At 40.1% G+C, this 25,676-nt stretch carries 22 protein-coding genes; 20 read left to right on the top strand and 2 right to left on the bottom strand.

The features are described from left to right. Positions 1–522 precede the first annotated feature (522 nt). The 5 genes from rpmH to IGJ24_RS13315 all read left to right on the top strand — a co-directional run bounded on the left by rpmH (position 523) and on the right by IGJ24_RS13315 (position 3,856). Entirely contained in the window at positions 523–657 is a 135-nt protein-coding gene (gene rpmH, locus IGJ24_RS13335) for a 50S ribosomal protein L34 (RefSeq protein ID WP_002356012.1), read from the top strand. A gap of 203 nt (positions 658–860) precedes the next feature. Beyond that, positions 861–1,217, top strand: coding sequence for a ribonuclease P protein component (gene rnpA, locus IGJ24_RS13330; protein WP_002356011.1), 357 nt, complete (start codon positions 861–863; stop codon positions 1,215–1,217). Beyond that, complete coding sequence (locus IGJ24_RS13325; protein WP_002356010.1) at positions 1,217–2,044, top strand: YidC/Oxa1 family membrane protein insertase; 828 nt, start codon at positions 1,217–1,219, stop codon at positions 2,042–2,044. The genes rnpA and IGJ24_RS13325 overlap by 1 nt, the downstream gene beginning before the upstream one ends. A 14-nt stretch (positions 2,045–2,058) precedes the next feature. Then, positions 2,059–2,835 (top strand): RNA-binding cell elongation regulator Jag/EloR, encoded by a 777-nt coding sequence (gene jag / locus IGJ24_RS13320; protein ID WP_002361456.1) that lies wholly within the window; start codon positions 2,059–2,061, stop codon positions 2,833–2,835. A gap of 298 nt (positions 2,836–3,133) precedes the next feature. Further along, complete coding sequence (locus IGJ24_RS13315) at positions 3,134–3,856, top strand: response regulator transcription factor (protein ID WP_002363545.1); 723 nt, start codon at positions 3,134–3,136, stop codon at positions 3,854–3,856. Between the two features lie 43 nt (positions 3,857–3,899). Here the strand turns inward: IGJ24_RS13315 and IGJ24_RS13310 are convergent, their stop codons facing one another. Next, positions 3,900–4,595: a GntR family transcriptional regulator gene (locus tag IGJ24_RS13310; RefSeq protein ID WP_002356006.1), complete on the bottom strand. Its 696-nt coding sequence runs from the start codon at positions 4,593–4,595 to the stop codon at positions 3,900–3,902. Between the two features lie 133 nt (positions 4,596–4,728). Further along, positions 4,729–6,126: a CitMHS family transporter gene (locus tag IGJ24_RS13305; RefSeq protein ID WP_002356005.1), complete on the bottom strand. Its 1,398-nt coding sequence runs from the start codon at positions 6,124–6,126 to the stop codon at positions 4,729–4,731. A gap of 404 nt (positions 6,127–6,530) precedes the next feature. Between IGJ24_RS13305 and IGJ24_RS13300 the strand changes: the two genes are divergently transcribed. From IGJ24_RS13300 to mnmG, 15 genes are all read left to right on the top strand, one after another. Next, complete coding sequence (locus IGJ24_RS13300) at positions 6,531–6,893, top strand: hypothetical protein (RefSeq protein ID WP_002356004.1); 363 nt, start codon at positions 6,531–6,533, stop codon at positions 6,891–6,893. Further along, entirely contained in the window at positions 6,877–7,278 is a 402-nt protein-coding gene (locus IGJ24_RS13295; protein WP_002363547.1) for an acetyl-CoA carboxylase biotin carboxyl carrier protein subunit, read from the top strand. The genes IGJ24_RS13300 and IGJ24_RS13295 overlap by 17 nt, the downstream gene beginning before the upstream one ends. Positions 7,279–7,307: 29 nt before the next feature. Then, positions 7,308–8,423 (top strand): sodium ion-translocating decarboxylase subunit beta, encoded by a 1,116-nt coding sequence (locus IGJ24_RS13290; RefSeq protein ID WP_002383526.1) that lies wholly within the window; start codon positions 7,308–7,310, stop codon positions 8,421–8,423. A 21-nt stretch (positions 8,424–8,444) separates the two neighbouring features. Continuing rightward, complete coding sequence (locus IGJ24_RS13285; protein WP_002356001.1) at positions 8,445–8,579, top strand: OadG-related small transporter subunit; 135 nt, start codon at positions 8,445–8,447, stop codon at positions 8,577–8,579. Between the two features lie 32 nt (positions 8,580–8,611). Then, positions 8,612–9,604, top strand: a complete 993-nt coding sequence (gene citC / locus IGJ24_RS13280; protein WP_033594382.1) for a [citrate (pro-3S)-lyase] ligase — start codon at positions 8,612–8,614, stop codon at positions 9,602–9,604. 5 nt (positions 9,605–9,609) lie between these two features. Beyond that, the gene (gene citD / locus IGJ24_RS13275; RefSeq protein WP_002355999.1) at positions 9,610–9,918 is read left to right on the top strand and encodes a citrate lyase acyl carrier protein; all 309 of its coding nucleotides are present in this window, start codon (positions 9,610–9,612) and stop codon (positions 9,916–9,918) included. Beyond that, positions 9,906–10,793, top strand: a complete 888-nt coding sequence (citE, locus tag IGJ24_RS13270; RefSeq protein ID WP_002376284.1) for a citrate (pro-3S)-lyase subunit beta — start codon at positions 9,906–9,908, stop codon at positions 10,791–10,793. The genes citD and citE overlap by 13 nt, the downstream gene beginning before the upstream one ends. Before the next feature lie 2 nt (positions 10,794–10,795). After that, on the top strand, positions 10,796–12,328 hold the full coding sequence (gene citF, locus IGJ24_RS13265) for a citrate lyase subunit alpha (protein ID WP_289865845.1): 1,533 nt from the start codon (positions 10,796–10,798) through the stop codon (positions 12,326–12,328). Then, positions 12,321–12,857, top strand: coding sequence for a citrate lyase holo-[acyl-carrier protein] synthase (gene citX, locus IGJ24_RS13260; protein WP_002390266.1), 537 nt, complete (start codon positions 12,321–12,323; stop codon positions 12,855–12,857). The genes citF and citX overlap by 8 nt, the downstream gene beginning before the upstream one ends. After that, positions 12,850–14,247, top strand: coding sequence for an oxaloacetate decarboxylase subunit alpha (locus IGJ24_RS13255; protein ID WP_002359205.1), 1,398 nt, complete (start codon positions 12,850–12,852; stop codon positions 14,245–14,247). The genes citX and IGJ24_RS13255 overlap by 8 nt, the downstream gene beginning before the upstream one ends. A 117-nt stretch (positions 14,248–14,364) precedes the next feature. Further along, positions 14,365–15,537, top strand: a complete 1,173-nt coding sequence (locus tag IGJ24_RS13250; protein ID WP_033657856.1) for an NAD(P)-dependent malic enzyme — start codon at positions 14,365–14,367, stop codon at positions 15,535–15,537. 6 nt (positions 15,538–15,543) lie between these two features. Beyond that, the gene (citG, locus tag IGJ24_RS13245; RefSeq protein WP_002355991.1) at positions 15,544–16,413 is read left to right on the top strand and encodes a triphosphoribosyl-dephospho-CoA synthase CitG; all 870 of its coding nucleotides are present in this window, start codon (positions 15,544–15,546) and stop codon (positions 16,411–16,413) included. Positions 16,414–17,153: 740 nt separating this feature from the next. Next, positions 17,154–22,106: an Ig-like domain-containing protein gene (locus IGJ24_RS13240; RefSeq protein WP_129194053.1), complete on the top strand. Its 4,953-nt coding sequence runs from the start codon at positions 17,154–17,156 to the stop codon at positions 22,104–22,106. Positions 22,107–22,338: 232 nt separating this feature from the next. Beyond that, positions 22,339–23,736, top strand: coding sequence for a tRNA uridine-5-carboxymethylaminomethyl(34) synthesis GTPase MnmE (gene mnmE / locus IGJ24_RS13235; protein ID WP_002355989.1), 1,398 nt, complete (start codon positions 22,339–22,341; stop codon positions 23,734–23,736). Positions 23,737–23,755: 19 nt separating this feature from the next. Beyond that, positions 23,756–25,654, top strand: a complete 1,899-nt coding sequence (gene mnmG, locus IGJ24_RS13230; protein WP_289865842.1) for a tRNA uridine-5-carboxymethylaminomethyl(34) synthesis enzyme MnmG — start codon at positions 23,756–23,758, stop codon at positions 25,652–25,654. Positions 25,655–25,676 lie beyond the last annotated feature (22 nt).

Below are 25,676 nucleotides of genomic sequence, written 5' to 3'. Positions count from 1 at the left end.
ACAGTGACCTCCTATATGTTTAAATTTTGGTTATCTAAAAAATGTGGATAACTTAAAAGAATGAGCATAGTCGATTTTAGCATTTTTTTAAAACTTTTTCCACAAGCAATTGTTCAATGTGGAAAAAAAGTACACAAGGGTGAAAAAAGTTTTCCACAGGGTGTCGACACTTGCGGAAGAAAGTGGTTTTTGAATGAGTTATCCACAAAAAGTTGAGAATAATTAAGCTTGACACAATCATGTTTCAAGAACTTATCAACAGCTAAAAAAACACCTGTGCAAAACTTTTTAACAGGCTGTTTTTTTGTGTAAAACTAGTGGAAAAATGGCTGTGAACAGAAAAAAATGTGGAAAACTATCCACAAGCTACTCACAGGAAAATTTAATTTGTGGATAATTGAAACGAATCTTTCTCAGGAAATATTTCTTAAATTTTATTGACAAAAGACCCTATTACTCGTTATACTATCAAAGTATGTCTATATATTGATGGATAGTTACAATTTCAGGAGGTGTAATTGCATGAAAAGAACGTATCAACCAAACAAACGTAAACGCCAAAAAGTTCACGGATTCCGTAAACGTATGAGCACTAAAAATGGCCGTCGCGTATTAGCAAGCCGTCGTCGTAAAGGTAGAAAAGTTATTTCTGCTTAATGATGGTCTGGTCTTTTAAACAGTCAATTTCTAAGAACCCTTAGTTATCTCCATAATTTTTTGGAAGATGTGAAGATAACTAAGGGTTCTTTTTCTGTTTTCAATAAAAGAAAGCAGGATTCTATAGAAAAGGCTACTAAAAAAGAGCGGAAATATGCTATTATTATTAAGAAGTAAAAAAATATAGAAACAAAGGGATGCCGATGAAAAAGTCCTACCGTGTCAAGAAAGAAAAAGAATTTCAACAGGTGTTTAATAAAAAACAATCTTGTGCAAATCGTCGTTTCGTGGTGTACGTTTTAGAGAAACCACAACAAGCCCATTTTCGAGTGGGGATTTCTGTTGGGAAGAAAATTGGAAACGCGGTCACAAGAAATGCTGTGAAGCGGAAAATCCGCGCGAGTTTATTTCAATTAAAAGACCGTATCTCTCCAGAAATTGATTTTATCGTGATTGCACGTCCAGGATTGGAAAAGTTATCGTCTGAAGAAGTGAAAGCTAATTTAACACATGTGTTAAATTTAGCTAAAATATTAGATGTAAGAGAGGGAATTGAGTAGTGAAGAAGTATAAGCGCTTATTATTAATGGCTGGGTTAGTGACCTTAGTCTTTGTTTTATCCGCCTGCGGAACCGCGCCCGTAAGTGAAAGTAGTACAGGAATTTGGGATCGATACATTGTTTATTATTTTGCCCAAGCGATTAAGTTCCTATCATTAGGCGGCAGTGTCGGAATTGGGATTATCCTATTTACGTTAGTCATCCGGATTATTTTATTGCCGTTGATGCATTTCCAAACGAAGAGTATGCGTAAAACACAAGAGTTGCAACCGCAATTAAAGGCCTTGCAACAAAAATATTCTTCAAAAGATCCTGAAACACAACGCTTATTCCGAGAAGAACAGCAACGTTTGTATGCAGAGAATAATGTGAATCCTTACATTGGCTGTTTACCACTGTTGGTTCAACTACCAATCATGATGGCTTTGTATCAAGCCATTTCACGCGTGCCTGAGTTAAAAGAAGGAACGTTCTTGTGGTTAAGCCTCGATAAGCCGGATCCGTATTTAATTTTACCGATTTTAGCGGCTGTCTTTACGTTTGCTAGTACGTATCTTTCAAGTATGAGCCAACTAGAAACAAATGCCTCACTGAAAATTATGAATTACGTTATGCCAGCGATGATCTTCTTTATGGGGATTTCATTAGCCAGCAGTTTATCTCTTTACTGGGTGGTCTCAAATGCCTTCCAAACAGGGCAAACATTGTTATTAAACAATCCATTCAAAATCCGTAAAGAGCGGGAGGAAGCAGCACGTCAAGCCAAAGCACGGGAGCGAGCGCTTGAACGAGCAAAAAGTCCTAAGAAAAAAGGGAAGAAAAAATAAAGGAGGTCGTTCAGATGCCGATTTATGAAGGAAATACAATCGAAGAAGCAACGCAGAAAGGCTTACAAGCACTTGGTTTAACCAAAGAGGATGTTACAATTGATGTGTTAGACGAAGGAAAAAAAGGATTTTTAGGTCTAGGAAAAAAACTTGCCCAAATTTCAATGGAACCAACGATTAGTGAGCAAGTCACAGAAGCGGTCGAAGAAACAGTGGAAGATATTGTTGTTGCCGATGAAGCAACAGCAGTGGAAGAAGCAGTTGAGGAATTAACCGAAGCAATTCCTAGTCTCTCAGAGGAATCAACACATTCTTTAGAAAATCTGGAAGATGAAGCTGCTATTACTGAATTAGCGATGTATTTAACGAATATTTCAAATGAACTGAACGCCCCTGCCATGGTTCGCATAGCGCGCGAGAATGGCAATATTATCTTCCATTTAGAAACAGAAAAACAAGGTATCTTAATTGGAAAACACGGAAAAGTGTTAAATGCGTTACAGTATTTAGCGCAAGTCTTTATTCACCGCATTGCAAGCAATAAGCTATCGATTGTTGTGAATGTTGGAAATTATCGTGAAAAACGTCATGAAATTTTGGAACGTTTAGCGAAACGCACCGCGGAAAAAGCCAAACGCACTGGGCGGCCAGTCTTCTTGGAACCAATGCCGGCTTTTGAAAGAAAACAAATTCATCACACGCTAAGTAAAGATGAGCAAATCAAAACCCATTCTGAAGGGGATGAACCTTATCGGTATTTAGTGGTTGAACCAGTTAAGAAGTATTTTTAAACAGAGGTCGGGACGGAACCGTTTAGCTCCGAGAAATAAGAAGGAATTTCCGAAAATTGCTTTTTAATTTTTGGAGAATTTCGGCTTATTTCCGAAGGAGTTGGTTCTGTTCCCGCCGTTTATCAGGTTTTGAGCCTGGAACAAAAATCCAAAGTGATTTTTGTTCCAGGCTCTTTCCCAGTTAAATGATTTTTTAGCCGTCTCCGTTTCTTTTTTTATGTTATGATAATCAGTAATTACTCCAGTAGTAAATTCAAATGAAAAAGTTTTGTAAAGAGACGTAGGGGGAGCAACAGGTATGCGTACGGAGAAAATACTGGTTGTAGATGATGATGCAGCAGTTCGTCGCTTGATTTGGAAAGCATTACAATCAACAGGTATTCTTATTTACCAAAGTGAATCAATTGAAAAAACAAAAGATATTGTGTCCAGAGTTACCTTTGATTTGTTCATTTTAGATGATAACTTGGAACATGACAGCGATGGTTACTACTTAGTCCAAATGATTAGAGAGAAATATCCACTGGTGCCAATTATCTTTTTTAGTAGCAAAAAAGAAGAAGAGGATATCATTGCAGCCTTGGAAATGGGCGTGGATAGTTATATAACGAAACCTTTTTCCTTGAATGTTTTTAAGGCTCAGGTGATTGCTTCGTTGAATCGAGCTCGAATGATTCGAAAACAATTGAATGTTTATAAAAAAGAAGAGCTACAGGTAGGTGATTTCCGTTTTGATTATGGTCGTTATCAACTATTTAAAAAGGATTTACCTATTTCATTGTCTTCGAAAGAAGTTCAATTAATTCAATTTTTTCTGGAGAATCCCGAGCAAGTATTCTCTAAAGAACAAATTTACAGCAGTGTTTGGGGTACTGGGGATGTCGATGCGAATACGATTATGGTTTTTATTAATCGTTTACGAAGTAAATTAGAAGAAAACCCGAAAGAACCTTGTTACCTTCGGACCGTTTGGGGCATTGGTTATACCTTTACGCCAGATGGTTGCGTACAAAAAAAATGAAAAAAGGCCCGCAGCTGCACGAGCAACTGCGGGTCTTTTTTGCTTATTCAATTTGCCGACGTTCCATTTCTTTCAAAATAAATTGAAGCGAACGATTTAGATGTTCATGGGTTAAAAGTGTGATCTGGTCAATATTCTTTGTTTTCATTCCGCGGAAAATTAACCAATGTTCTTCTAGGGCAATACTACGACGTTCTGAGGCACGAATCGCAATATCTCTGAAATAGATTAAGTAAGCATGGAGATCAGTCACAATTTTTTTTAAACGTAGCATCTGACTCTTAGTATAAATAAAGGAATTAAAATCTGAAAAGTTCTGTAGTAAGTCATCTACTTGGTTATTTTTATTGTATTGTTCTCCTTCGAGAAGTAAGGCTTCCAATTCATCAAAATCTTCTGGTGTCATGAGTTCCATGGCTTTAATGGTTGCTAAAGTATCCAAAGATTTACGAATATCATAAATTTCATAAGCATCTTTCATACTAATCCCTTTAACCACGATACCCACCATAGGTATATGTTCCACCAATTGTTCTTTGACCAATTCTTGTAAAGCAAAGCGAATGGGCGTCCGACTAATGTTTAATTGCTCGGAAAATTCTTTTTCGTTAATCCGTTCACCCGCAGGAATATCCCCTAAAATAATGGTTTTTTTAAAGGCTTCATAGGTACAAATTTTTAGAGGTTTACTGCTGGTTAAATCTAAGTTCCGTTTTACTGCTTCAACCGTTGGATTCATATGAGGCACCTCCCTATAGATTATTTTTATAGATAATAAATATAATATTAAAAATGAAAATATAACGCAAGAAAAGACAAAATGAAAAGAAAACCGAGGAGAAAAGGCACTCCTACGGTTTCAGCGACGACGTTTAATTTTGTGGAATAAATAAAGGCATGTGACCTAAAGCAACAATTGTAACAACGAAAATAACGAAAATTCCTAAGGCATATTTTGCCGATTCTTTTTGCCATTGGCCCATATCTAAACCAGTTAAACGTAATAGCAAGTAAATAAATGCCACTAATGGACTTAATAAGTGGAACGCTTGCCCCATTAAGGAAGCTAAAGCCATAGACATATTGTCAAATCCATAAGAACGTCCAGCTTCTGCTAGGACTGGTAAGACACCGAAATAGAAACCATCGTTTGAAATAAAGAATGTTCCTGGTGCTGAAATGAACGCAATCACTAAGCCCCAAGCGCCGGCTAATTGTTTTGGAATAATATTAACAAAGCTATTTGCTAAGGCATTGGCCATACCAGAACCTTGGAATAAGCCCATGAAGACGCCAGCAGCAAAAACTAAGATAACTACTTGCACAGCGTCACCAGCATTTGCACTGATACGGCTGCTTTGATCTTTTAATTTTGGATAGTTAATCATTAAAGCGATACAAGTACCAACTAGGAATAATAATAACGGTGGCATTTCAATCCACGAAGGCAAACCTAATTGACCAACGAATGAACTTAAGACTAACCAACCGATTAAGACAATCGTTAAAATACCATTGAACGCAAAATTCTTTGGACGACGAATTTCTAATAACTCAGGATCGTTAACAATAGTCATTTCTTCCAATTCTTTATCAGTAAGCGTTGTCACGCCTAAGCGAGCACGTTCTTTTTTCCCCATGCGATAAGCAACAAAGAAGATAACATACAATACAGATAAAATCATACCAGGTGCTAAATAAGAAAGAATGTCGGCATCAACTTCTAGTACGGCCATGGCACGAGCTGTTGGACCGCCCCAAGGTAATAAGTTCATAATGGTGTTTTGTAAGATAACAAGCACACCTAAATTCATCAATTTCATATTAAGTTTTTTGTAGATGGGAATAAACGCAGAACAGCAAATCAAGGTCGTAGTTGTTCCATCTCCGTTTAAGGAAACAGCAGCAGCAACTACCGCAGTAGCCATCAAGACTTTCATTGGATCGCCTTTAGCAAAGTAAATCATTTTTTTAGTGATTGGGTCAAACAAACCAGCATCCAACATAATAGAGAAGTAAAGAATGGCAAATAATAACATAATACCAGTTTTTGAAGTAGTTGAAATCCCATCTAAGACGAAATTCCCAATGTTGACTTCAGGGACAACACCGTCAGCACCAGGTGGCGGACTCGCTACTCCAGTTGCAATTGCAATCAAAGTAAAAATAAGAGGAATAATTACTAAAGATGTAAACGGTGACAATTTCTTTTTCATGATTACATACATAAAGATGATAATCATACCATAAGCTAAAATAGTGAGTAACATGTTTTTCTTCCTTTCTTTTTTTAGAACTTTTTTGTAAGCGTTAACAACCGGTGTTAATAAAAAAGAATAGCCATGAGAAATGTTTCACAGTATTCTGGTTTACAACAAAAAATATTTTTTGTGTTTGTCTATAGTGTGAGAATATACAAACTTTCGCAGAGAATAAATAGCCTAAAACAAAAAGAACATCAAAAAAACAATTCAACAATCAAATTCTTATTAATAACTTAATATAATATTAATAGAATCTTAACGGCTGATAAATGCTTATATACCAATGTTTACAGAGTTTTTTTCACAAAATAAACAATAAAAGAACAATCTGAGCTAGTGTTTTCACTAGGTTTTTTAACGGTTTTTTCTATAATGAACGTATACCAAGAATTAGTGAAAGGAGAGACAATATGGGCCTATTTAAGTCCTTATTCAAGAAAGAGCAACACACGCAGGATACCGAGATTAATGAAAGCGTTATCCAACGTGAAGCGGATAACTTGGAAAAGCGATGGATAGATATACCAGCATATATTCCTGCTGAGCCAAAAGAATATCAATTGGTAAGTATTGTGGCCACTGCCATCGCAGCAGGAGAGTTTCCAGAAAGTCGTTTTGTTATCAAAAAAATCGCAAAACGAAATCCAGAAGCAAAAGAAGTTGCCATTATTGCAGCCAGTATAGCTGCAGAGCTTTCAGAAGAGTCTCAGCTAGTTGTCAAAAGAATTTCAAAACAAAACCTTGAGGAGGATCATTATGTTACGCAAATTTAAAATTTCAATTGATGGGAAAGAATATTTAGTCGAGATGGAAGAAATCGGTGGCGTCCCACAACCAGCACCTGTTGCGCCACAACCAACAGCGCCAGTTGCTACGACAGAAACACCAGCCCCTGCTGTTGAAGAAGCCCCAGCGCCAGCAGCACAGCCAGCCGCCCCAGCAGGAGCAGATGCAATGCCTGCGCCAATGCCAGGAACTGTGTTAAAAGTATTAGTCAATGTTGGTGATACGGTGTCTGAGAACCAACCATTGTTAATTTTAGAAGCAATGAAGATGGAAAATGAAATCGTTGCAGGAAAAGCAGGTACGGTAACAGGAATTCATGTTACCCAAGGCCAAATTGTGAATCCAGGGGAACCATTGATAACAATTAACTAGAATTAATTTAAGAAGAGGAAGTGATTTGTGTGGAGACACTGATTCAAGGTGTTATAGGAATGGGGCAAGAACCAGGACGCATTGTGATGATGCTGATTGGTGGACTATTAATGTATTTAGGAATAAAAAAAGAGTATGAACCAACACTTTTAGTGCCGATGGGTTTAGGAACGATTTTAGTGAACTTTCCCAATTCCGGCGTATTGAGCGCTGGCGGCGAGCCAGGTCCGTTTAATGTTCTTTTTGATTTTGGAATAAAAACAGAATTATTCCCGTTATTATTATTTATTGGGATTGGGGCAATGATTGATTTCGGGCCATTGTTACAAAATCCGTTTATGTTGATGTTTGGTGCCGCTGCACAGTTTGGGATTTTCTTTACAGTTATTATGGCTGTTTTATTAGGTTTTGATTTAAACGATGCTGCTTCGATTGGGATTATTGGTGCCGCTGATGGTCCAACGTCTATTTTCGTAGCAAATACCTTACATTCAAAATACATGGGGGCCATAATGGTTGCCGCTTACTCCTACATGGCGTTAGTTCCGATTATTCAACCAGTAGCGATTAAAGCAGTGACGACGAAAGCCGAACGTCGGATCCGTATGACTTATCGGGCCGGTGAAGTTTCTCAAACAGCGAAAATTCTTTTCCCGGTTGTTATTACGATTGTCGCAGGGTTAATTGCGCCGGTGTCATTACCATTAGTTGGTTTCTTAATGTTTGGGAACTTATTAAGAGAATGTGGCGTTTTGGATCGTTTATCCATTACAGCTCAAAATGAATTGGTGAATATTATTAGTATCTTGCTAGGACTATCTATTTCCGTTAGCATGAACTATGCAGAGTTCTTAAAAGTCGATACGTTGATGGTTATTGGCTTAGGGTTAGTCGCCTTTATTATGGACTCAGTCGGCGGCGTGCTTTTTGCTAAATTCTTGAATTTATTTAGAAAAGAAAAAATCAATCCCATGATTGGTGCTGCGGGTATTTCCGCTTTCCCAATGTCTAGTCGGGTCATTCAAAAAATGGCTACAGATGAAGACCCACAAAACTTTATTTTAATGCATGCTGCTGGTGCCAACGTTTCAGGACAAATCGCTTCTGTAATTGCTGGTGGCTTACTATTAGCCTTTTTAACATAGGACGGAAAGGAGAACGAATACATGTCTGTTAACATGGAAGATTTAAAAATTGCTTTTGAACTGTTAGGTTTTGGTTGGGGCGGCGTTTTCGTTGTTTTATTTATCATTTATCTAGCATCTAAATTACTAACAAAATTATTTCCAATTAAAAAATAAAGGAGGTTATTGCTGTGAGCAGCGTATATACAATGAAAAGAATCTGGTTGCAAAAAGATAAAAAAGCTTATCAAGCTTGGCGCGAATTAATGGAAAAAGCCGAATTGCAAACGACAGAAGCACTTGATTACACCGTTGGCATATATGATGACACAGCATTAATCGCCTCGGGCTCGCTTTCAGGCAAAACGATTAAGTGCGTGGCCGTTTGTAAAAAATATCAATCTGAAAATTTGTTAACCCAATTGGTGGTTCATCTACTTGAAAAACTGAGAGAAGAAAACCAATTACACAGTTTTTTGTATACAAAACCAAAAAATGAACAAATTTTTCAGTCGCTAGGCTTTCAAAAAGTGGTTGCGAATCAAGAGGTGCTATTTATGGAGCAAGGCAAACCAGATTTTGCCGATTATCTTGGTTACCTGACACAGCATAAAAAAGCAGGGCCAGCCAGTAGCATTGTCATGAATGCAAATCCTTTTACGAAAGGCCATCAGTACTTAGTCGAAAAAGCAGCCAAAGAAAGTCCGCACGTTTATGTGTTTGTTTTATCTGAAGATAAATCGCTGTTTTCAAAAGAAGCACGTTTCGCAATGGTGCAAAAAGGGGTAGCCCATTTACCCAATGTGACAGTCCTATCTACAGAAGATTACTTAGTTTCGTCTGCGACTTTTCCTACCTATTTTTTGAAAGAAAAAGCGCCATTAGAGGTAGCTGCAATTCAAGCAACCCTTGATGCAACGTTATTTAAAGAAAGAATTGCGCCAATACTTGAAATTCAGCAACGTTATGTGGGAGAAGAGCCTTATTCAGAAGTGACCGATGTCTACAATCAAGCAATGCAACAAGTTTTCGGACAAACGATAACGCTAACCATTGTCTCGCGATTAGCGATTGGTGGAGAGCTGATTAGTGCGACGAAAGTTCGCAAAGCGATGGCTGAAGGCGACAAAGAGACACTCAAGAAGTTTTTACCAGCAACAAGTTATCAATACTTAGTAGAACACAAGAAACTAATGAGGTGAAGAAAGTGAAGATTATCAAAAATGCTACTGCAGGGACAGTAGAATCAAGTGATATTATGATTACCGTCCAACCCATTGAATCAACAGAAAATACCATTGAATTAGAAAGTAGTGTCGAAAAACAATTTGGCAATCAAATTCGTCAGGTGATTACGACAACTTTGGAACATTTAGATGTCCAAGGCGTTGCGGTCAAGGCGATTGATAAAGGGGCATTAGATTGTACAATCAAAGCTCGGATGATTACAGTTTTACATCGAGGCGCTGAAAAAGAAACGTATGATTGGAAGGAGTTGGACTCATGGAACGTTTAAGAAGAACAATGATGTTTGTCCCTGGAGCGAACGCAGCAATGCTAAGGGATGCACCTTTGTATGGGGCAGATTCAATCATGTTTGATTTAGAAGATGCAGTTTCATTAAAAGAAAAAGACTCTGCCCGTGTTTTAGTCCATTCTGCTTTGAAAACTTTCGATTATGGCAATATTGAAATTGTTGTTCGAATCAATGCTTTAGATGCCGGTGGTGCAGAAGATATTGAAGCAATGGTCTTAGCTGGTGTCGATGTGATTCGTTTACCAAAAACAGAAACAGCCCAAGATATCATTGATGTTGAGGCAGTCATTACAGAAGTAGAACAGCAAAATGACATTCCCGTAGGAACAACGAAAATGATGGCTGCTATCGAATCGGCTGAAGGTGTTCTAAATGCGCCCGCGATTGCCAAAAGTTCAACTCGCTTGATTGGCATCGCGTTAGGCGCCGAAGACTATGTTACCAATATGAAAACACGGCGCCATCCAGATGGCCAAGAACTATTCTTTGCTCGTAGCATGATTTTACATGCCGCTCGAGCAGCTGGGATTGCAGCTATTGATACGGTCTATTCAGATGTAGACAATACGGAAGGCTTTGAAGCCGAAGTTCGTTTGATTAAACAGCTAGGTTTCGATGGGAAATCGGTGATTAACCCTCGTCAAATCCCATTGGTTAATAATATTTATGCGCCAACAGAAAAAGAAATCCAGAATGCTAAGGAAGTAATCTGGGGCATTCGGGAAGCCGAAGCAAAAGGTTCCGGTGTTATCTCCGTAAATGGAAAAATGGTTGATAAACCAATTGTTGAACGAGCTGAACGAGTCATTGCGTTAGCATTGGCGGCTAAATTAATTACCGAGGAGGAAATATAGACATGGTAGTAAATAAAGTAGGCAAAGACATTCCTCAATCTTATGCAGAGCAATACGGCATTTATGAAGGAGAATTAGCACACATTGATGCTTATCAAGAAGCGAGCCGAGCAATTAAACCAGTGAAACCTCGGGAGACAAAACTTTTAGGAAGTATTCGTGAAGCAATTGAAAAAACAGGTTTAAAAGATGGCATGACCATCTCTTTCCATCACCATTTCCGTGAAGGAGACTATGTGATGAATTTAGTTTTAGCCGAGATTGCCGCCATGGGGCTGAAAAACATTTCGATTGCACCTAGTTCAATTGCAAATGTTCATGAACCTTTGATCGAAAACATTAAAAATGGAGTAGTCACCAACATTACTTCTTCAGGTTTGAGAGATAAAGTAGGCGCCGCTATTTCAGCAGGTATCATGGAAAATCCTGTGGTGATTCGTTCACATGGTGGCCGGGCACGGGCAGTAGCAGCAGGCGATATCCATATTGATGTAGCTTTCTTAGGTGCACCAAGTTCAGACGCTTATGGAAATGCGAATGGAACCAAAGGAAAAGCCACCTGTGGTTCTCTTGGATATGCGATGGTCGATGCAAAATATGCGGATCAAGTGGTCATCATTACTGACACATTAGTACCATATCCTAATACCCCTATTAGTATTCCACAAACAGATGTTGATTATGTAGTAGAAATTGATGCAATTGGTGATCCAGATGGAATTGCCAAAGGCGCGACACGTTTTACAAAGAATCCTAAAGAATTATTGATTGCTGAATATGCCGCAAAAATAATTACACATTCTCCTTACTACAAAGAAGGCTTCTCATTCCAAACAGGAACAGGTGGCTCTTCACTAGCAGTTACGCGGTTCATGAGAGAACAAATGCTTAAAGATGGCATTAAAGCAAGTTTCGCTTTAGGCGGAATTACGAATGCAATGGTGGAACTTTTGGAAGAAGGCTTAGTAGAAAAAATTATTGACGTCCAAGACTTTGATCATCCATCAGCTATTTCTTTAGGTGAAAATGCCAATCATTATGAAATTGATGCCAATATGTATGCTTCACCGCTTAGCAAAGGGGCGGTTATTAATCAATTAGACACAGCTATTTTATCTGCTTTAGAAGTGGACACAGATTTTAATGTAAATGTCATTACTGGTTCAGATGGTGTCATCCGTGGTGCTTCTGGCGGACATTCCGATACAAGTATGGCTTGTAAAATGAGTCTAGTGATTGCACCACTTGTTCGTGGACGGATTCCAACAATCGTTGAGCAAGTAAATACAGTCGTTACACCAGGTACGAGTGTCGATGTCGTAGTAACGGAAGTCGGCATTGCAATCAATCCAAAAAGAACAGACTTAATTGATTGTTTTAAAACCTTAGATGTTCCTCAGTTTACGTTAGAAGAGTTGAAAGACAAAGCCTACAACATTGTTGGCACCCCGGAACCAATTAAATATGGAGACAAAGTCGTTGCGTTAATTGAATACCGAGATGGTAGTCTAATTGATGTGGTACGCAATGTTTAATGGGGAAAAAGTAACACTTTTAGAGATGTTGGATGCTCGCGAACAAAGAGCTGCCACACAGAAGGAATTGTTAGAAACAGCACCAGAAGCTAGTCTCTTATCTGCCACAATGAATATTCCTGGAGAAGTAAAAAATTCGCCCACCTTAACGGCTGTTTTTTTAGAAGTAATTGACGAAGTCGAGCAACAATTGCTGGATCAAGTACCGATTGTTAATTTTTACCGGAATGAAAAGACAGGGCCTGAATATTATTTGGCGGTTTCGTTAGCCCCGCAAGAGTTAAAACAAAGAATGGTCAAAATTGAAGAAACACATCCTTATGGTCGTTTAGTGGACCTAGATGTTTTATGGGGAAATGAGGAACTAAAAAGCCTTCATCGAGGAGATTTAGGCTTGCCACCACGGCGCTGTTTTATTTGCCAAGAAGAGGCGAAAGTCTGTGGACGAAATCGACGTCACAGTCTTGAAGCAATGCAAGAAAAAATAACAGAAATAATTTTGACACGAAAGGAGCAGCCAAGTGAGTAAAAAAATTCGTTTTACAGAAACGGTGCTACGGGATGGACAACAAAGTTTAATTGCAACACGGATGCCAACCTCAGATATGCTGCCGATTATTAAAACAATGGACGAGGCAGGATTTCATGCATTAGAAATGTGGGGCGGGGCAACGTTTGATTCCTGTGTCCGCTATTTAAACGAGGATCCTTGGGAACGTCTTCGCCAAATTCGCAAAGAAGTTAAAAATACCAAACTTCAAATGTTATTACGAGGACAAAATTTACTAGGATATCGTCATTACGCTGATGATGTGGTGCGGGCCTTTGTCGAAAAATCAGTTGAAAATGGGATTGATATTATTCGTATTTTCGATGCCTTGAATGATGTCCGTAATTTACAAACAGCAATTCAAACAACAAAAGAAGCTGGCGGACACTGTCAAGCAGCGATTTCTTATACTACGAGTGAAATTCATACCATCGATTACTTTGTAAAATTAGCCAAAGAATTAAGTCAAACAGGAGCGGATTCCATTTGTATTAAGGATATGGCAGGCGTTTTGACGCCACAAACTGGTTTTGAATTAGTGAGCAAAATGAAAGATGCCATTGATTTACCTTTAGAGGTGCATACGCATGCGACTAGTGGTATTTCTGAGATGACCTATTTAAAAGTTGCTGAAGCAGGTGCGGATATCATCGATACAGCTATCTCTTCTTTCGCTGGCGGTACGAGTCAACCAGCCACAGAATCTGTAGCCATTGCGTTAGAAGATTTAGGCTTTGAAACAGGTTTAAATATGGAAAAAGTAACAGAGATTGCTGACTATTTCAATCCGATTCGTGATCGTTTTAGAAGTGAAGGCATTTTAAACCCTAAAGTTAAAGATACGGAACCGAAAACCTTGATTTATCAAGTGCCTGGTGGTATGTTATCAAACTTATTAAGTCAATTAACGGAGCAAGGCTTACAAGACAAATATGAAGAAGTTTTAGCTGAAGTACCTAAAGTAAGAGCAGATTTAGGGTATCCACCACTAGTTACGCCGCTTTCACAAATGGTTGGAACACAAGCCTTAATGAATGTGATTTCTGGGGAAAGATATTCCTTAATACCGAATGAAATCAAAGATTATGTGCGCGGAGAATATGGCAAATCACCAGCACCTATCGCAGAAGAGATTAAGCAAAAAATCATTGGGGATGAAGAGGTAATCACTTGTCGACCAGCGGATTTATTGAAACCAGAGTTGCATAGTTTAGAAAATGAAATCCAACAATATGCAAAATCTGAAGAGGATGTCCTATTATATGCGATGTTCCCACAACAAGGAAAAGACTTTTTAGGACGTCGTGAAGATCCTTTTTACGATGTACCGTTACAGAAAGTGACAGTCAAACTTGACTTGCCAGAATAGAACGGGCAAGTGCTCCGCAAATGTATAAAGAAGCAAGGGTTTGAGCGACGATAACGGTTGTTCAAACCCTTGCTTCATCAAATAGAAAAAAGGCAGCCCGTGAAAGGAAGTGACAATGTGTTAGAAGAAGTTCTAGCAATTCATCAAAAAAATATTGGTGTACTAAGTCTTGAAGCAACAGAAGCGGTGTTAAACCATCATGATTTAGCCAAAATGTATACACCTGGTGTCGCAGAATTGAGTTTAATGATTGCCCAAAATCATGAATTAGCGCGCGAGTGGACCATTAGTGGTAAGTTAATTGCGGTTATTACAGATGGGTCAGCTGTTCTGGGTCTCGGCAATATGGGCACGCAAGCGGGCTTGCCAATTGTTGAAGGCAAAGCTTTACTTTATAAAAATTTGGCGGGGGTCGATGCTATTCCTTTAGCACTGGAACAAAAATCAGTTGACGAGATGGTTCAAACAATTGAAAATTTACAAAATAGTTTTGCAGGAATCCATTTAGAAGATATTTCTGCACCAAAATGTTTTGAAATTGAAGAAAAACTTCAACAACGTTTGAACATTCCTGTGTATCATGATGACCAAGAAGGCACAGCCATCGTCGTTTTAGCTGGGCTAATTAACGCAGCTAAAATTAAAGGAAAACCTTTAAATCAATTACGTGTGGTGATTAACGGAGTTGGTGCTTCTGGTGTAGCGACCGCTAAGTTATGTATTCAAGCGGGGATTACGCATCTCACCTTAGTAGATCGCCAAGGTGTTTTAAGAGAAGAAGACCCGACATTGAATCCTTACCAACGTGCTTTGCTTCGACAGGTAATAAAACCATCAGTAGAAAACAAAGATTTAGCCACCGCTGTCGTCAATCAGGATGTTTTTTTAGGCTTATCAGAAGCGGATGTGCTAACGCCAGCCCTGATTAAATCAATGAGCCAAGACCCAATTATCTTTGCTTTAGCAAATCCTAAACCAGAAATTGAACCAGCCCTCGCCCAAGCCAATGGTGTCCGTTTATTAGCAACTGGTTCTTCCAAATATCCGAATCAAGTGAACAACATTTTAGCTTTTCCAGGTCTTTTTAAAGGGTTATTGGCAGCGAAAGGCAGAAAAGTCGATGTCGGTTTGCAAATGACAGTAGCACGAAGCTTGGCCGCTTTGATTTCAGAACCCACAGCAGAAAAATTCATACCTAATGTATTTGATGGCGGCGTAGTTGACACGGTTTTTAATGCTGTACTAGACTATATAAAACAAGAAAAGGCCACGGCAGAAGAAGGGACGTAAAAGGCAATGACAAAGCAAGCAAGGAGTAAATTAGCGCAGCAAGCACAATTGGCACTACTCTATGAAGTGACCTGTTTAAATAAACCAGGCTTGGTGGATCCAGTCGATGCAGGCGCCCATCAAGATATGGATGTTTTCACTTTTTTAGAAAGTAGTGTGGTTTTGACTCCTTATTTTGAAACCTTCGTTCAAGCTGGGACAGAGCTACGTCATTTGCCGATTGAGGCAACATTTCGCGCGATTCGACAAGTTGGTTTAGAAGCAGAACGAGCAATGTTTGAGGCAACAGAAGGTATCAATACACATAAAGGAGCGATTTTTTCTCTAGGTATTTTTTTAGCTATCTGTGGTCGTTTAATGATTTGGGAGACCCCTTGCACCTTACAATTGTTTCAACAAACGCTTCAAACAATGACGCAAGACTTATTGGCTGACTTTGAAAACCTCGCTACGAATGAGCTAGAAAAACTAACTTGGGGTGAACGACTATTTGTTCAGCATGGCTTGACTGGAATCCGTGGAGAGGCGCAACAAGGTTATCCCGCTGTCTTTGAACAGGGAGTGCCTTATTATCAAAAACATCAAGGCACACAACAACAAAAACTCATTGATACGCTCCTTTATTTATCGCTCTATGTTGAGGATACGAATTTGATTAAACGAAGTCAAAATGTCCAAATTTTTGAAATATATCAACCGTTAATCCAGGAATATTTTGCTTTAGGGGGGACACAAACGTTACGGGGAACCCTTTGTTTAGAAAGATTGAATCACTTATTCAAAGAAAAAAATTGGAGTATTGGTGGCAGTGCAGATGCTTTAATTTTGGTGGTATTTTTAGATAAACTAATGAAATTAAATTGGCTGACCCCTTAATTAAAAAGATAGTTACAACGCTGATTTGGTCAGTTATTTTGACCTTATATGCTTATGGAAAGGTCTCAAGAGAATTCAAGAAAGCGATTGACAAATACCACGAAACACAGTATATTTTATTACGAAATCATTCTTATCAGAGTATACAAATACGATGATAAACAGTTGAAGCGAATCTTGATTTGCTTTTCCTAAACCTGATTCTTTTAGAATCAGGTTTTTGTTTATCTAAAAGGCGGCATTCGTTCAAAAACGGCTGTCGCCTTTTTTTATGAAATTTTTTTAATATAAAAAAATTCATAAAAAAATCTTAAAAACAGAAAAAATTGTTATAGATTAGAGTCATTTTTTTGATGTAAAGTTTTTATGACTTACAGCCATAAAATTGATAAAAACAGTCAAAGAAGCAGAAAAAATAATAGTGGAATTTCTCAAAAAAATAAAAAAATTTTCCGTTATTTAATTATCGATTTATCAAACGATAAGTTATAATAAAATAATTTATTTATCTTTAATGATTGGGGAGAAATGTACAAACTTCCTCATTTTCCTCTCATTGTATAATAACTCACTAATGAATTAGTGAGTTTTTTAACATATCCAGGATGCTTGTTATCAAATGAATTTTTATATAAAAATTCACAGCATTATATTTTGAAAAGCTGAGGAAATGTACTAAACTGCAGGTGTTAAATCCATTTAAATCGCTAAAGGGGGAGATGAACAACTAGGGGAAGCTAATGATCTTGGTATTTATCGTTTATTTTAAAGAAAAGAGGGACGATCAGATGAAAAAGAAAATTGTTGAGGATTTTAATCGGAAAAGTCAGCATAAAAAATGGACAAAACGCAAGATGCTTAATTTAGCAATATCAAGTGGTTTATTATTTACGTCATTAGCAATCCCTGTAAGTATAGCTGTTACCTCTGGCACAATCAGTGCATCAGCAGCGGTCTTGGATATCGAACTATTATCAAATGTTACGTCAAATAATGACAGTGGCACTTCAACGAGTAATCGTTGGACAGCCGCAAACCAAAATCAACCAGTTAATTTCACGGTTTCTGGTGGCGCTTTAGCAGATGCTTCCGCTGTGTTTAGTGGACAAAAACAAGCGGTGTTAGTGGTTCCTCCTGAGTTAAGAGGAAATGTAGCTGCAGCAGGCAGCGCAGCAATCAATACCAATGTCACGATTGATCTTTCAAAAGTTACTTTTTTGACCGCCGTTTTGAATGCAGCCAATGATTTAACCAATGTCATTACTCAAATTACCAGTGGAGCGTTAGGGAATTTAACTGGTGTTGATATTGATTTGACGGAAGTGAATCGTCAGTTGGAATTAGTGAATAACATTGAAAACTTAGGTGCTGCTTCATTTACAGCTCCGGAAACATTAGCAGCTGACGGCTCATACATTAGCGCACCAATTAGTGATGGTTTAGGGTTAGTTTTAGCCCAAAATGTTTCAAACATCTTACAAGATTTGAATGCGGCCGTTCAAGCTTTGGAGGCAAAAGGAACCAGTATCCCAAGTAATCTTGTCGCCACAGCCATAAATGCAGCCTTGCTTCCTGTCAAAGGCACGGTAAACGTGGCTGTTTCAGGTGCTTTGCCTTTATTAGCGGTTGGTGGTTCAGGTGTGAATGAGTTAGTGGATGCTTCTTTACTAGGCGCAACTACGGTTACTTTACCAACTACCGTTTCAACACCTCAAAATTTATCCAATAATTTAGATGCTCGTTTTGTAGGAACAGTCGTTCAAACAGATCTTTTAGACGTTAATTTATTAGCAACAGCAGACGGTGTATCCAACATTTATTTTGCTGCAGGTACTACTAGTGAAGTAACCGCACCTACCGTAACAGGAGTAACAGGCAATTCAACAGCAGGTTACGAAGTTAAAGGAACTGCCGATGCCAATGCCACGGTTGAGATCCGAAATGCAGGAGGTTCCGTGATAGGTACAGGTACTGCTGATGGGGCAGGGGCATTTACAGTTACCATTCCCGCAGGTGAAGCAGGTGCCAATGAAACATTAACCGCCGTAGCGAAAAACGCCAGCGGTACAGAAAGTACGCCAACAACGTTCCAAACACCAGCGGATGAAGCAACCGTAACCGCACCAACAATCACAGGAGTGACAGGTAATTCAACGGCAGGTTACGAGATCAAAGGCACCGCCGACGCCAATGCCACGGTTGAAATCCGAAATGCAGGAGGTGCCGTGATAGGTACAGGTACCGCTGATGGGACAGGGGCATTTACAGTTACCATTCCCGCAGGTGAAGCAGGTGCCAATGAAACATTAACGGCTGTAGCGAAAAACGCCAGCGGTACAGAAAGTACGCCAACAACGTTCCAAACGCCAGCGGATGAAGCAACCGTAACCGCACCAACAATCACAGGAGTGACAGGTAATTCAACGGCAGGTTACGAAGTTAAAGGAACTGCCGACGCCAATGCCACGGTTGAAATCCGAAATGCAGGAGGCACCGTAATAGGCACAGGTACCGCCGATGGGACAGGGGCATTTACAGTTACCGTTCCCGCAGGTGAAGCAGGCGCCAATGAAACGTTAACCGCCGTAGCGAAAAACGCCAGCGGTACAGAAAGTACGCCAACAACGTTCCAAACACCAGCGGATCCTAATACGCCCGTGGCGACGCCAATTGTTGAGACTGTAACAGGTAGTACAACAAAAGGCTATGAGGTCAAAGGGACTGCTGAAGTTGGCACCACCATTGAGGTTCGCGATGCAGCTGGCACGGTCCTTGGTACTGCAACAACTGGAACTGACGGAAAATATACAGTGACTTTAGATCCAGGAAAAGCAACAGCCAATCAAACGCTGAGCGTTGTAGCGAAAAACGCTAGTGGCACGGAAAGTCAACCAGCAACGGCGACAACACCAGCTGATGTCACTGCACCAACAGTTGATAACATCACAGGCAACTCTGGTTCGGGTTATGAAATTACAGGAACAGCAGACCCTAACACAACAATCGAAGTTCGTGATCCAGCTGGGGCAGTTATTGGTACAGGTACCTCTGATACGAATGGTGATTTTACTGTAACGCTACCAACGGGAACGACCAATCCTGGGGATACGTTAACAGTGATTGGAAAGGATAACGCGGGAAATGAAAGTCAACCGACTGAAGTCCTTGTTCCTGCTGATGCCACGGTTACAGCACCAACTGTAACAGGAGTAACAGGTAATTCAGTTGCTGGTTATCAGGTGACAGGCACCGCTGATCCGAATGCTACCATCGAAATTCGTGATGCAGATGGGAACGTGATTGCAACAGGGACTGCCGATGGGACTGGTTCCTTTGCTGTGAACCTTCCAGCTGGGACGGCAAATGCGAATGAAACATTGACAGCGTTAGCCAAAGATCCTGCTGGCAATACAAGTACACCGACAACCTTCCAAACACCAGTAGATGAAGTAGTGGCACCGCCAAGTGTCGACAAAGTTACTGGGAATACAACACAAGGATATCAAGTAACAGGTACCGCTGAACTTGGCACCACCATTGAAGTTCGTGCAACAGACGGAACAGTTTTAGGCACCGCAACAACTGGACCGACTGGCCAATATACTGTGACGTTAGCTTCAGGAAAAGCAACAGCTAAACAAACAGTGAATGTAGTTGCTAAAAATGATACTGGACTTGAGAGTCAACCAACTACAGCTATCACACCCGCTGATGTTACCACACCAACAATTGGTGACATTACTGGAGATTCAACAACTGGTTATGAAATCACTGGGACGGCGGACCCTAATACCACCATTGAAGTACGGAACCCAGATGGAACAATTATTGGTACAACGACAACGGATGATCAAGGAAACTTTACTGTGGACCTTCCAGCGGGAGCCGCTAATCCTGGTGATACATTAACAGTTGTTGGAAAAGACGGTGACGGCAATGAAAGTCAACCAACGGAAGTGACGGTCCCTGAAGATGCAACCGTAGCAGCACCAACTGTGACGACTGTTACAGGAACAACTGCCACTGGGTATCAAGTAACCGGCACGGCAGAGCCAAATGTCACCATTGAGATTCACAATGAAGCAGGTTTAGTTATTGCTACGGGAACGACTGATGGTGCTGGCGCCTTTACAATCAGTCTTCCGACGGGCACAGCAACAGCTAACGAAGCCTTAACTGCCATTGCGAAAGATGCTGCTGGGAAAGAAAGTAATCCGACTGCTTTCAAAACACCTGCTGATCCAGATGCACCAGTCGCGACACCTACTGTTGACAAAATCACTGGTAGCACGACAAAAGGCTATCAAGTAGTAGGAGCAGCAGAAGTTGGTACAACAGTTGAGGTGCGTGACGCCGATGGCACAGTCCTTGGCATGGCAACTACTGGAACTGATGGCAAATACACAGTGACTTTAGAGCCAGGGAAGGCCTCAGCTAACGAAACAATAATTGTCGTAGCGAAAAATGCAACAGGAAAAGAAAGTCAGCCAGCTACAGCAACTACACCAGCCGACTTAGCCAAACCAACCATTGATTCTATTACCGGAAATTCTAGTAAAGGTTACGAAATCACTGGAACGGCGGAGCCCAAAACCACTATTGATGTCCGTGACGCAGACGGAACCATCATTGCTGCTACCACTGCTAACGAAACCGGCCAATATACGGTGACTCTACCAGCTGGCGTAGTGACACCAGGAGAAACGATTACGATTATTAGCAAAGATGGCGCTGGCAATGAAAGTCAACCAGCTACAGCCGTTATTCCAGCGGATGTTGTTTTAGCGGCGCCAACTATTACGAAGGTTGAAGGAAACAAAGCCAATGGCTATACAGTCACTGGAACTGCTGATCCAAATGTCACGGTTCAATTTTACAATAGCAGTGAACAATTATTGGCAAGTGGCAATACAACTATTGGAGGCACCTTCTCCGTTCATATTGCAGCAGGGTTAGCAACAGAAAAAGAAACGTTAACCGCACTAACAACAGATACACAAGGAAATGTGAGTCCTAAAACCACATTTATGACGCCAGCCGATATTACGGGAGAACCAGAAATTAAAATTGCGGCACCAACTGTTTCTTCAGTTTTAGGAACGTCTAAAGCCGGCTACCTCATCAAAGGAACAGCTGAACCAAACCGAATCATTCAAATTAGTAACCGACTATTAAGAAGTGTGATTGCTGTAGGTGCCACCGATGCTGAAGGCAACTTCGCTATCCAATTAACAGCGGGACAAGCGACTGCTCAACAAAGTTTACTTGCGACAGCTACCGATGGCGCAGGACATTACAGTACGGCTACAACCTTCATGACACCAGCCGACCCAACGAATCCTGGAGGAGGCAATGGTAACACTGGCGGAAATAACGGCAATACAGGAAACAATGGCGCAACTGGCGGGAATAATGGGAATGGTTCAAACACAGGTTCAAATCCAAATGGAGGTTCTGGTTTAGGCACAACAGGTTCTGGCTTAGGTTCACTAGGCAATGGCCTCGGTACAAATGGTAGTGGCTACCACCCTAAACTAAGCACCATCAGTTATGGCACTGGAAATCACGGGAAAACAGGCTTCTTACCTAGCACAGGTGAAAAAGAGTCTTCAGCCGTGACAACAAGTTTGTTTGGCGCCTTTGTCGCACTCCTTGCGAGCATGGGAATCATCAAACGCAAACGTAAAAACTAGCTCTCTCCTTTAATTCCTATAGATGAGAAAACGTATTGTTGAGAATTCCCCACTCAATGATACGTTTTCTCGTTCCATTTAATGAAGAAAAATTGCCAAATAGAATAAAATGTGCTATTCTATTTTCAGAAAATCGAAGGAACAAGCAGTGAAAGTGCTAAATCCAACCTGAATTTTTTAATGCAGGAGGAGTGGGCGCTTTTTTTGTTGTTATGAAGAAAGGAAGCTAATTATGCAATCAGCTACAATGGAATTTGATACAATTGCGGCGATTTCTACGCCGCCAGGTGAAGGTGCGATTAGTATTGTTCGTTTAAGTGGCGAGCAAGCAGTTGCTATTGCAAACAAAGTTTATCGGTCAGGCACTAAAGATTTAGCTAAAGTCCCCACGCACACGATTCATTATGGTCATATTGTTGATCCGCAAAACGATCAATTGATTGATGAAGTCATGCTTTCTGTGATGCGGGCACCGAAAACATTTACTCGAGAAGACGTGGTAGAAATTAACTGTCATGGCGGCATTGTCGTGGTGAACCAATTATTGCAATTACTGTTACGTGAAGGCGCACGAATGGCCGAACCTGGGGAATTTACAAAACGTGCTTTTCTAAATGGCCGAATGGATCTTTCACAAGCAGAAGCAGTGATGGACTTAATCCGTGCTAAAACAGATAAAGCGATGAATGTTGCATTGAACCAATTGGATGGTAACTTGTCGGCGTTAATTCGTTCATTAAGACAAGAAATTTTAAATACTTTAGCACAAGTAGAAGTTAATATTGATTATCCAGAGTATGATGATGTCGAAGAATTAACCACGAAATTACTTTTAGAAAAAGCCGAATTTGTGAAAGCGCAGATTCAACAATTATTAACGACCGCTAAACAAGGAAAAATTTTGCGAGAAGGTCTAAGTACAGCAATTATTGGCCGACCAAATGTCGGGAAATCCAGTTTGTTAAACCATCTGTTACGAGAAGAAAAAGCCATCGTTACAGATATTGCTGGAACGACACGTGATGTCATTGAAGAATACGTTAACGTTCGCGGCGTTCCTTTAAAATTAATTGATACAGCGGGGATTCGCGAAACAGAAGACATTGTGGAACGAATTGGTGTCGAACGTAGCCGCAAAGCGTTAGCAGATTCGGATTTAATTTTGTTAGTCTTAAATCAAAGCGAAGAATTGACAGAGGAAGATCGTCAACTGTTGGAAGCAACGAAAGGCTTAAAACGCGTTATTCTTTTAAATAAAATGGACTTACCGACAAAACTGGATCCTAACGAATTACAAGAATTAGTCCCTGCAGAAGAAATTTTATCCGTTTCGGTGTTGTCAAACACAGGCTTAGACCAGTTAGAAGCGAAAATTGCTGATCTTTTCTTTGGCGGCCAAACAGGCGAAAAAGATGCTACCTATATTTCTAATACACGTCATATTGCTTTGCTGGATCAAGCAGCGCTTTCGTTACAAGAAGTGATTAACGGCATCGAAGCAGGTATGCCAGTCGATTTAGTTCAAATTGATATGACCCGTTGTTGGGATTATTTAGGGGAAATCGTCGGCGATAGTGTCCAAGATGAATTAATTACACAGTTATTTAGTCAATTTTGTTTAGGAAAATAAGACAAGAGAGGAATTTTTTATGAATCAATATCAAGCAGAATCATATGATGTTATTGTCGTCGGTGCTGGACATGCTGGCTCTGAAGCAGCCTTAGCAGCCGCACGAATGGGCGTTAAAACGTTACTTTTAACGATTAATTTAGATATGGTTGCTTTTATGCCATGTAACCCTTCTGTTGGTGGACCTGCCAAAGGAGTCGTTGTCCGAGAAATTGATGCATTAGGCGGCGAAATGGGTAAAAACATTGATAAAACCTACATCCAAATGCGGATGCTAAATACTGGTAAAGGTCCAGCAGTGCGTGCGTTGCGCGCGCAAGCTGACAAACATGCCTATGCGACAGAAATGAAACATACCATTGAAAAAGAAGAAAATTTAACCCTTCGTCAAGGGATTGTTGAAGAATTAATCGTGGAAGATGGCGTTTGTCGTGGTGTTGTAACTTCAACAGGTGCCGCATACCGTAGTCAAGCAGTGGTGATTACTGCCGGTACTGCCTTGCGTGGCGAAATTATTATTGGTGAATTAAAATATTCTTCAGGACCAAACAATTCGCAACCTTCCGTTGGTTTAGCCAATCATTTAAAAGAATTAGGTTTAGAAATCGATCGCTTTAAAACAGGAACGCCGCCACGAGTAAAATCAAGTACGATTGATTATTCTGTGACAGAGGAACAACCAGGCGATAAAGAACCCAACCACTTTAGTTACAGCACGCCAGATAGTGCCTACAATCAAAACCAAGAACCTTGTTGGTTAACTTATACGAATGAAACAACGCATGAAATTATTCAAAAAAATCTACATCGCGCCCCAATGTTTACTGGGATTGTGGAAGGTGTGGGCGCTCGGTATTGCCCATCCATCGAGGACAAAATTGTTCGTTTTGCAGACAAACCAAGACACCAATTGTTCTTGGAACCAGAAGGGTTGAATACCGAAGAAGTTTACGTCCAAGGCTTATCTACTTCTTTACCAGAAGATGTCCAAACAGAAATGCTTCATTCTATTGAAGGATTAGAAAAAGTAGAAATGATGCGTACAGGTTACGCCATTGAATACGATGTGGTAGTCCCTCACCAATTACGCCCAACATTAGAAACAAAGGTCATTGAGAATCTTTATACAGCAGGTCAAACGAACGGAACTAGTGGCTACGAAGAAGCTGCTGGTCAAGGCTTGATGGCAGGAATTAATGCTGCATTGAAAATTCAAGGCAAAGAGCCTCTTGTTTTAAAACGTAGTGATGGCTATATTGGCGTCATGATTGACGATTTAGTTACAAAAGGCACTAACGAACCTTATCGCTTATTAACGTCACGTGCGGAGTATCGTTTGATTTTACGACATGACAATGCGGACTTACGTTTAACAGAAATGGGTCATGAAATTGGCTTAGTCAAAGAAGAACAATATGCCGCCTATCTAGTCAAAAAAGCGGCTGTTGAAGCGGAAATTGCCCGCTTAGGCAAACATCGGATTAAACCAACCAAAGAAGTGCAAGCATTTTTGGAAACCAAAGGCGCTGCTGACTTAAAAGATGGTATTTTAGCTAGAGATTTTCTGAAACGTCCAGAAATCAGTTATCAAGAAGTCGCTCAATTTATTCCCGCACCTGAAGAGGCGCTCGATCCAAAAGTGATTGAACAAGTAGAAATTCAAATCAAGTACGAAGGCTACATTAAAAAAGCCATGGAAAAGGTTGAGAAACTAAAACGCATGGAAGCAAAACGCATTCCAGAAAACATCGATTACCAAGCGATTAACGGCTTGGCTACAGAAGCAAAACAAAAACTACAAAAAATCCAACCAGAAACGATTGCCCAAGCAAGCCGTATCAGCGGTGTGAATCCCGCTGACATTAGCATTTTGATGGTCTACATCGAACAAGGAAAAATCGCGAAAGTGCAAGGATAATAAAAATTTGAAGCAGTTGCTT

Source organism: Enterococcus sp. DIV0546, from assembly GCF_051712785.1.
Lineage (GTDB): Bacteria > Bacillota > Bacilli > Lactobacillales > Enterococcaceae > Enterococcus > Enterococcus faecalis.
Note: the sequence above shows the minus strand (reverse complement) of the source record. Positions and strands in the feature narration are given on the sequence as shown.

Excerpts from the sequence above, each read along its gene's own strand:
- rpmH (WP_002356012.1), top strand. The coding sequence starts at position 523 with ATGAAAAGAACGTATCAACCAAACAAACGTAAACGCCAAAAAGTTCAC.
- rnpA (WP_002356011.1), top strand. The coding sequence starts at position 861 with ATGAAAAAGTCCTACCGTGTCAAGAAAGAAAAAGAATTTCAACAGGTG.
- jag (WP_002361456.1), top strand. The coding sequence starts at position 2,059 with ATGCCGATTTATGAAGGAAATACAATCGAAGAAGCAACGCAGAAAGGC.
- IGJ24_RS13315 (WP_002363545.1), top strand. The coding sequence starts at position 3,134 with ATGCGTACGGAGAAAATACTGGTTGTAGATGATGATGCAGCAGTTCGT.
- IGJ24_RS13310 (WP_002356006.1), bottom strand. The coding sequence starts at position 4,595 with ATGAATCCAACGGTTGAAGCAGTAAAACGGAACTTAGATTTAACCAGC.
- IGJ24_RS13305 (WP_002356005.1), bottom strand. The coding sequence starts at position 6,126 with ATGTTACTCACTATTTTAGCTTATGGTATGATTATCATCTTTATGTAT.
- IGJ24_RS13300 (WP_002356004.1), top strand. The coding sequence starts at position 6,531 with ATGGGCCTATTTAAGTCCTTATTCAAGAAAGAGCAACACACGCAGGAT.
- IGJ24_RS13295 (WP_002363547.1), top strand. The coding sequence starts at position 6,877 with ATGTTACGCAAATTTAAAATTTCAATTGATGGGAAAGAATATTTAGTC.
- IGJ24_RS13285 (WP_002356001.1), top strand. The coding sequence starts at position 8,445 with ATGTCTGTTAACATGGAAGATTTAAAAATTGCTTTTGAACTGTTAGGT.
- citC (WP_033594382.1), top strand. The coding sequence starts at position 8,612 with ATGAAAAGAATCTGGTTGCAAAAAGATAAAAAAGCTTATCAAGCTTGG.
- citE (WP_002376284.1), top strand. The coding sequence starts at position 9,906 with ATGGAACGTTTAAGAAGAACAATGATGTTTGTCCCTGGAGCGAACGCA.
- citF (WP_289865845.1), top strand. The coding sequence starts at position 10,796 with ATGGTAGTAAATAAAGTAGGCAAAGACATTCCTCAATCTTATGCAGAG.
- citX (WP_002390266.1), top strand. The coding sequence starts at position 12,321 with ATGTTTAATGGGGAAAAAGTAACACTTTTAGAGATGTTGGATGCTCGC.
- citG (WP_002355991.1), top strand. The coding sequence starts at position 15,544 with ATGACAAAGCAAGCAAGGAGTAAATTAGCGCAGCAAGCACAATTGGCA.
- IGJ24_RS13240 (WP_129194053.1), top strand. The coding sequence starts at position 17,154 with ATGATCTTGGTATTTATCGTTTATTTTAAAGAAAAGAGGGACGATCAG.
- mnmE (WP_002355989.1), top strand. The coding sequence starts at position 22,339 with ATGCAATCAGCTACAATGGAATTTGATACAATTGCGGCGATTTCTACG.
- mnmG (WP_289865842.1), top strand. The coding sequence starts at position 23,756 with ATGAATCAATATCAAGCAGAATCATATGATGTTATTGTCGTCGGTGCT.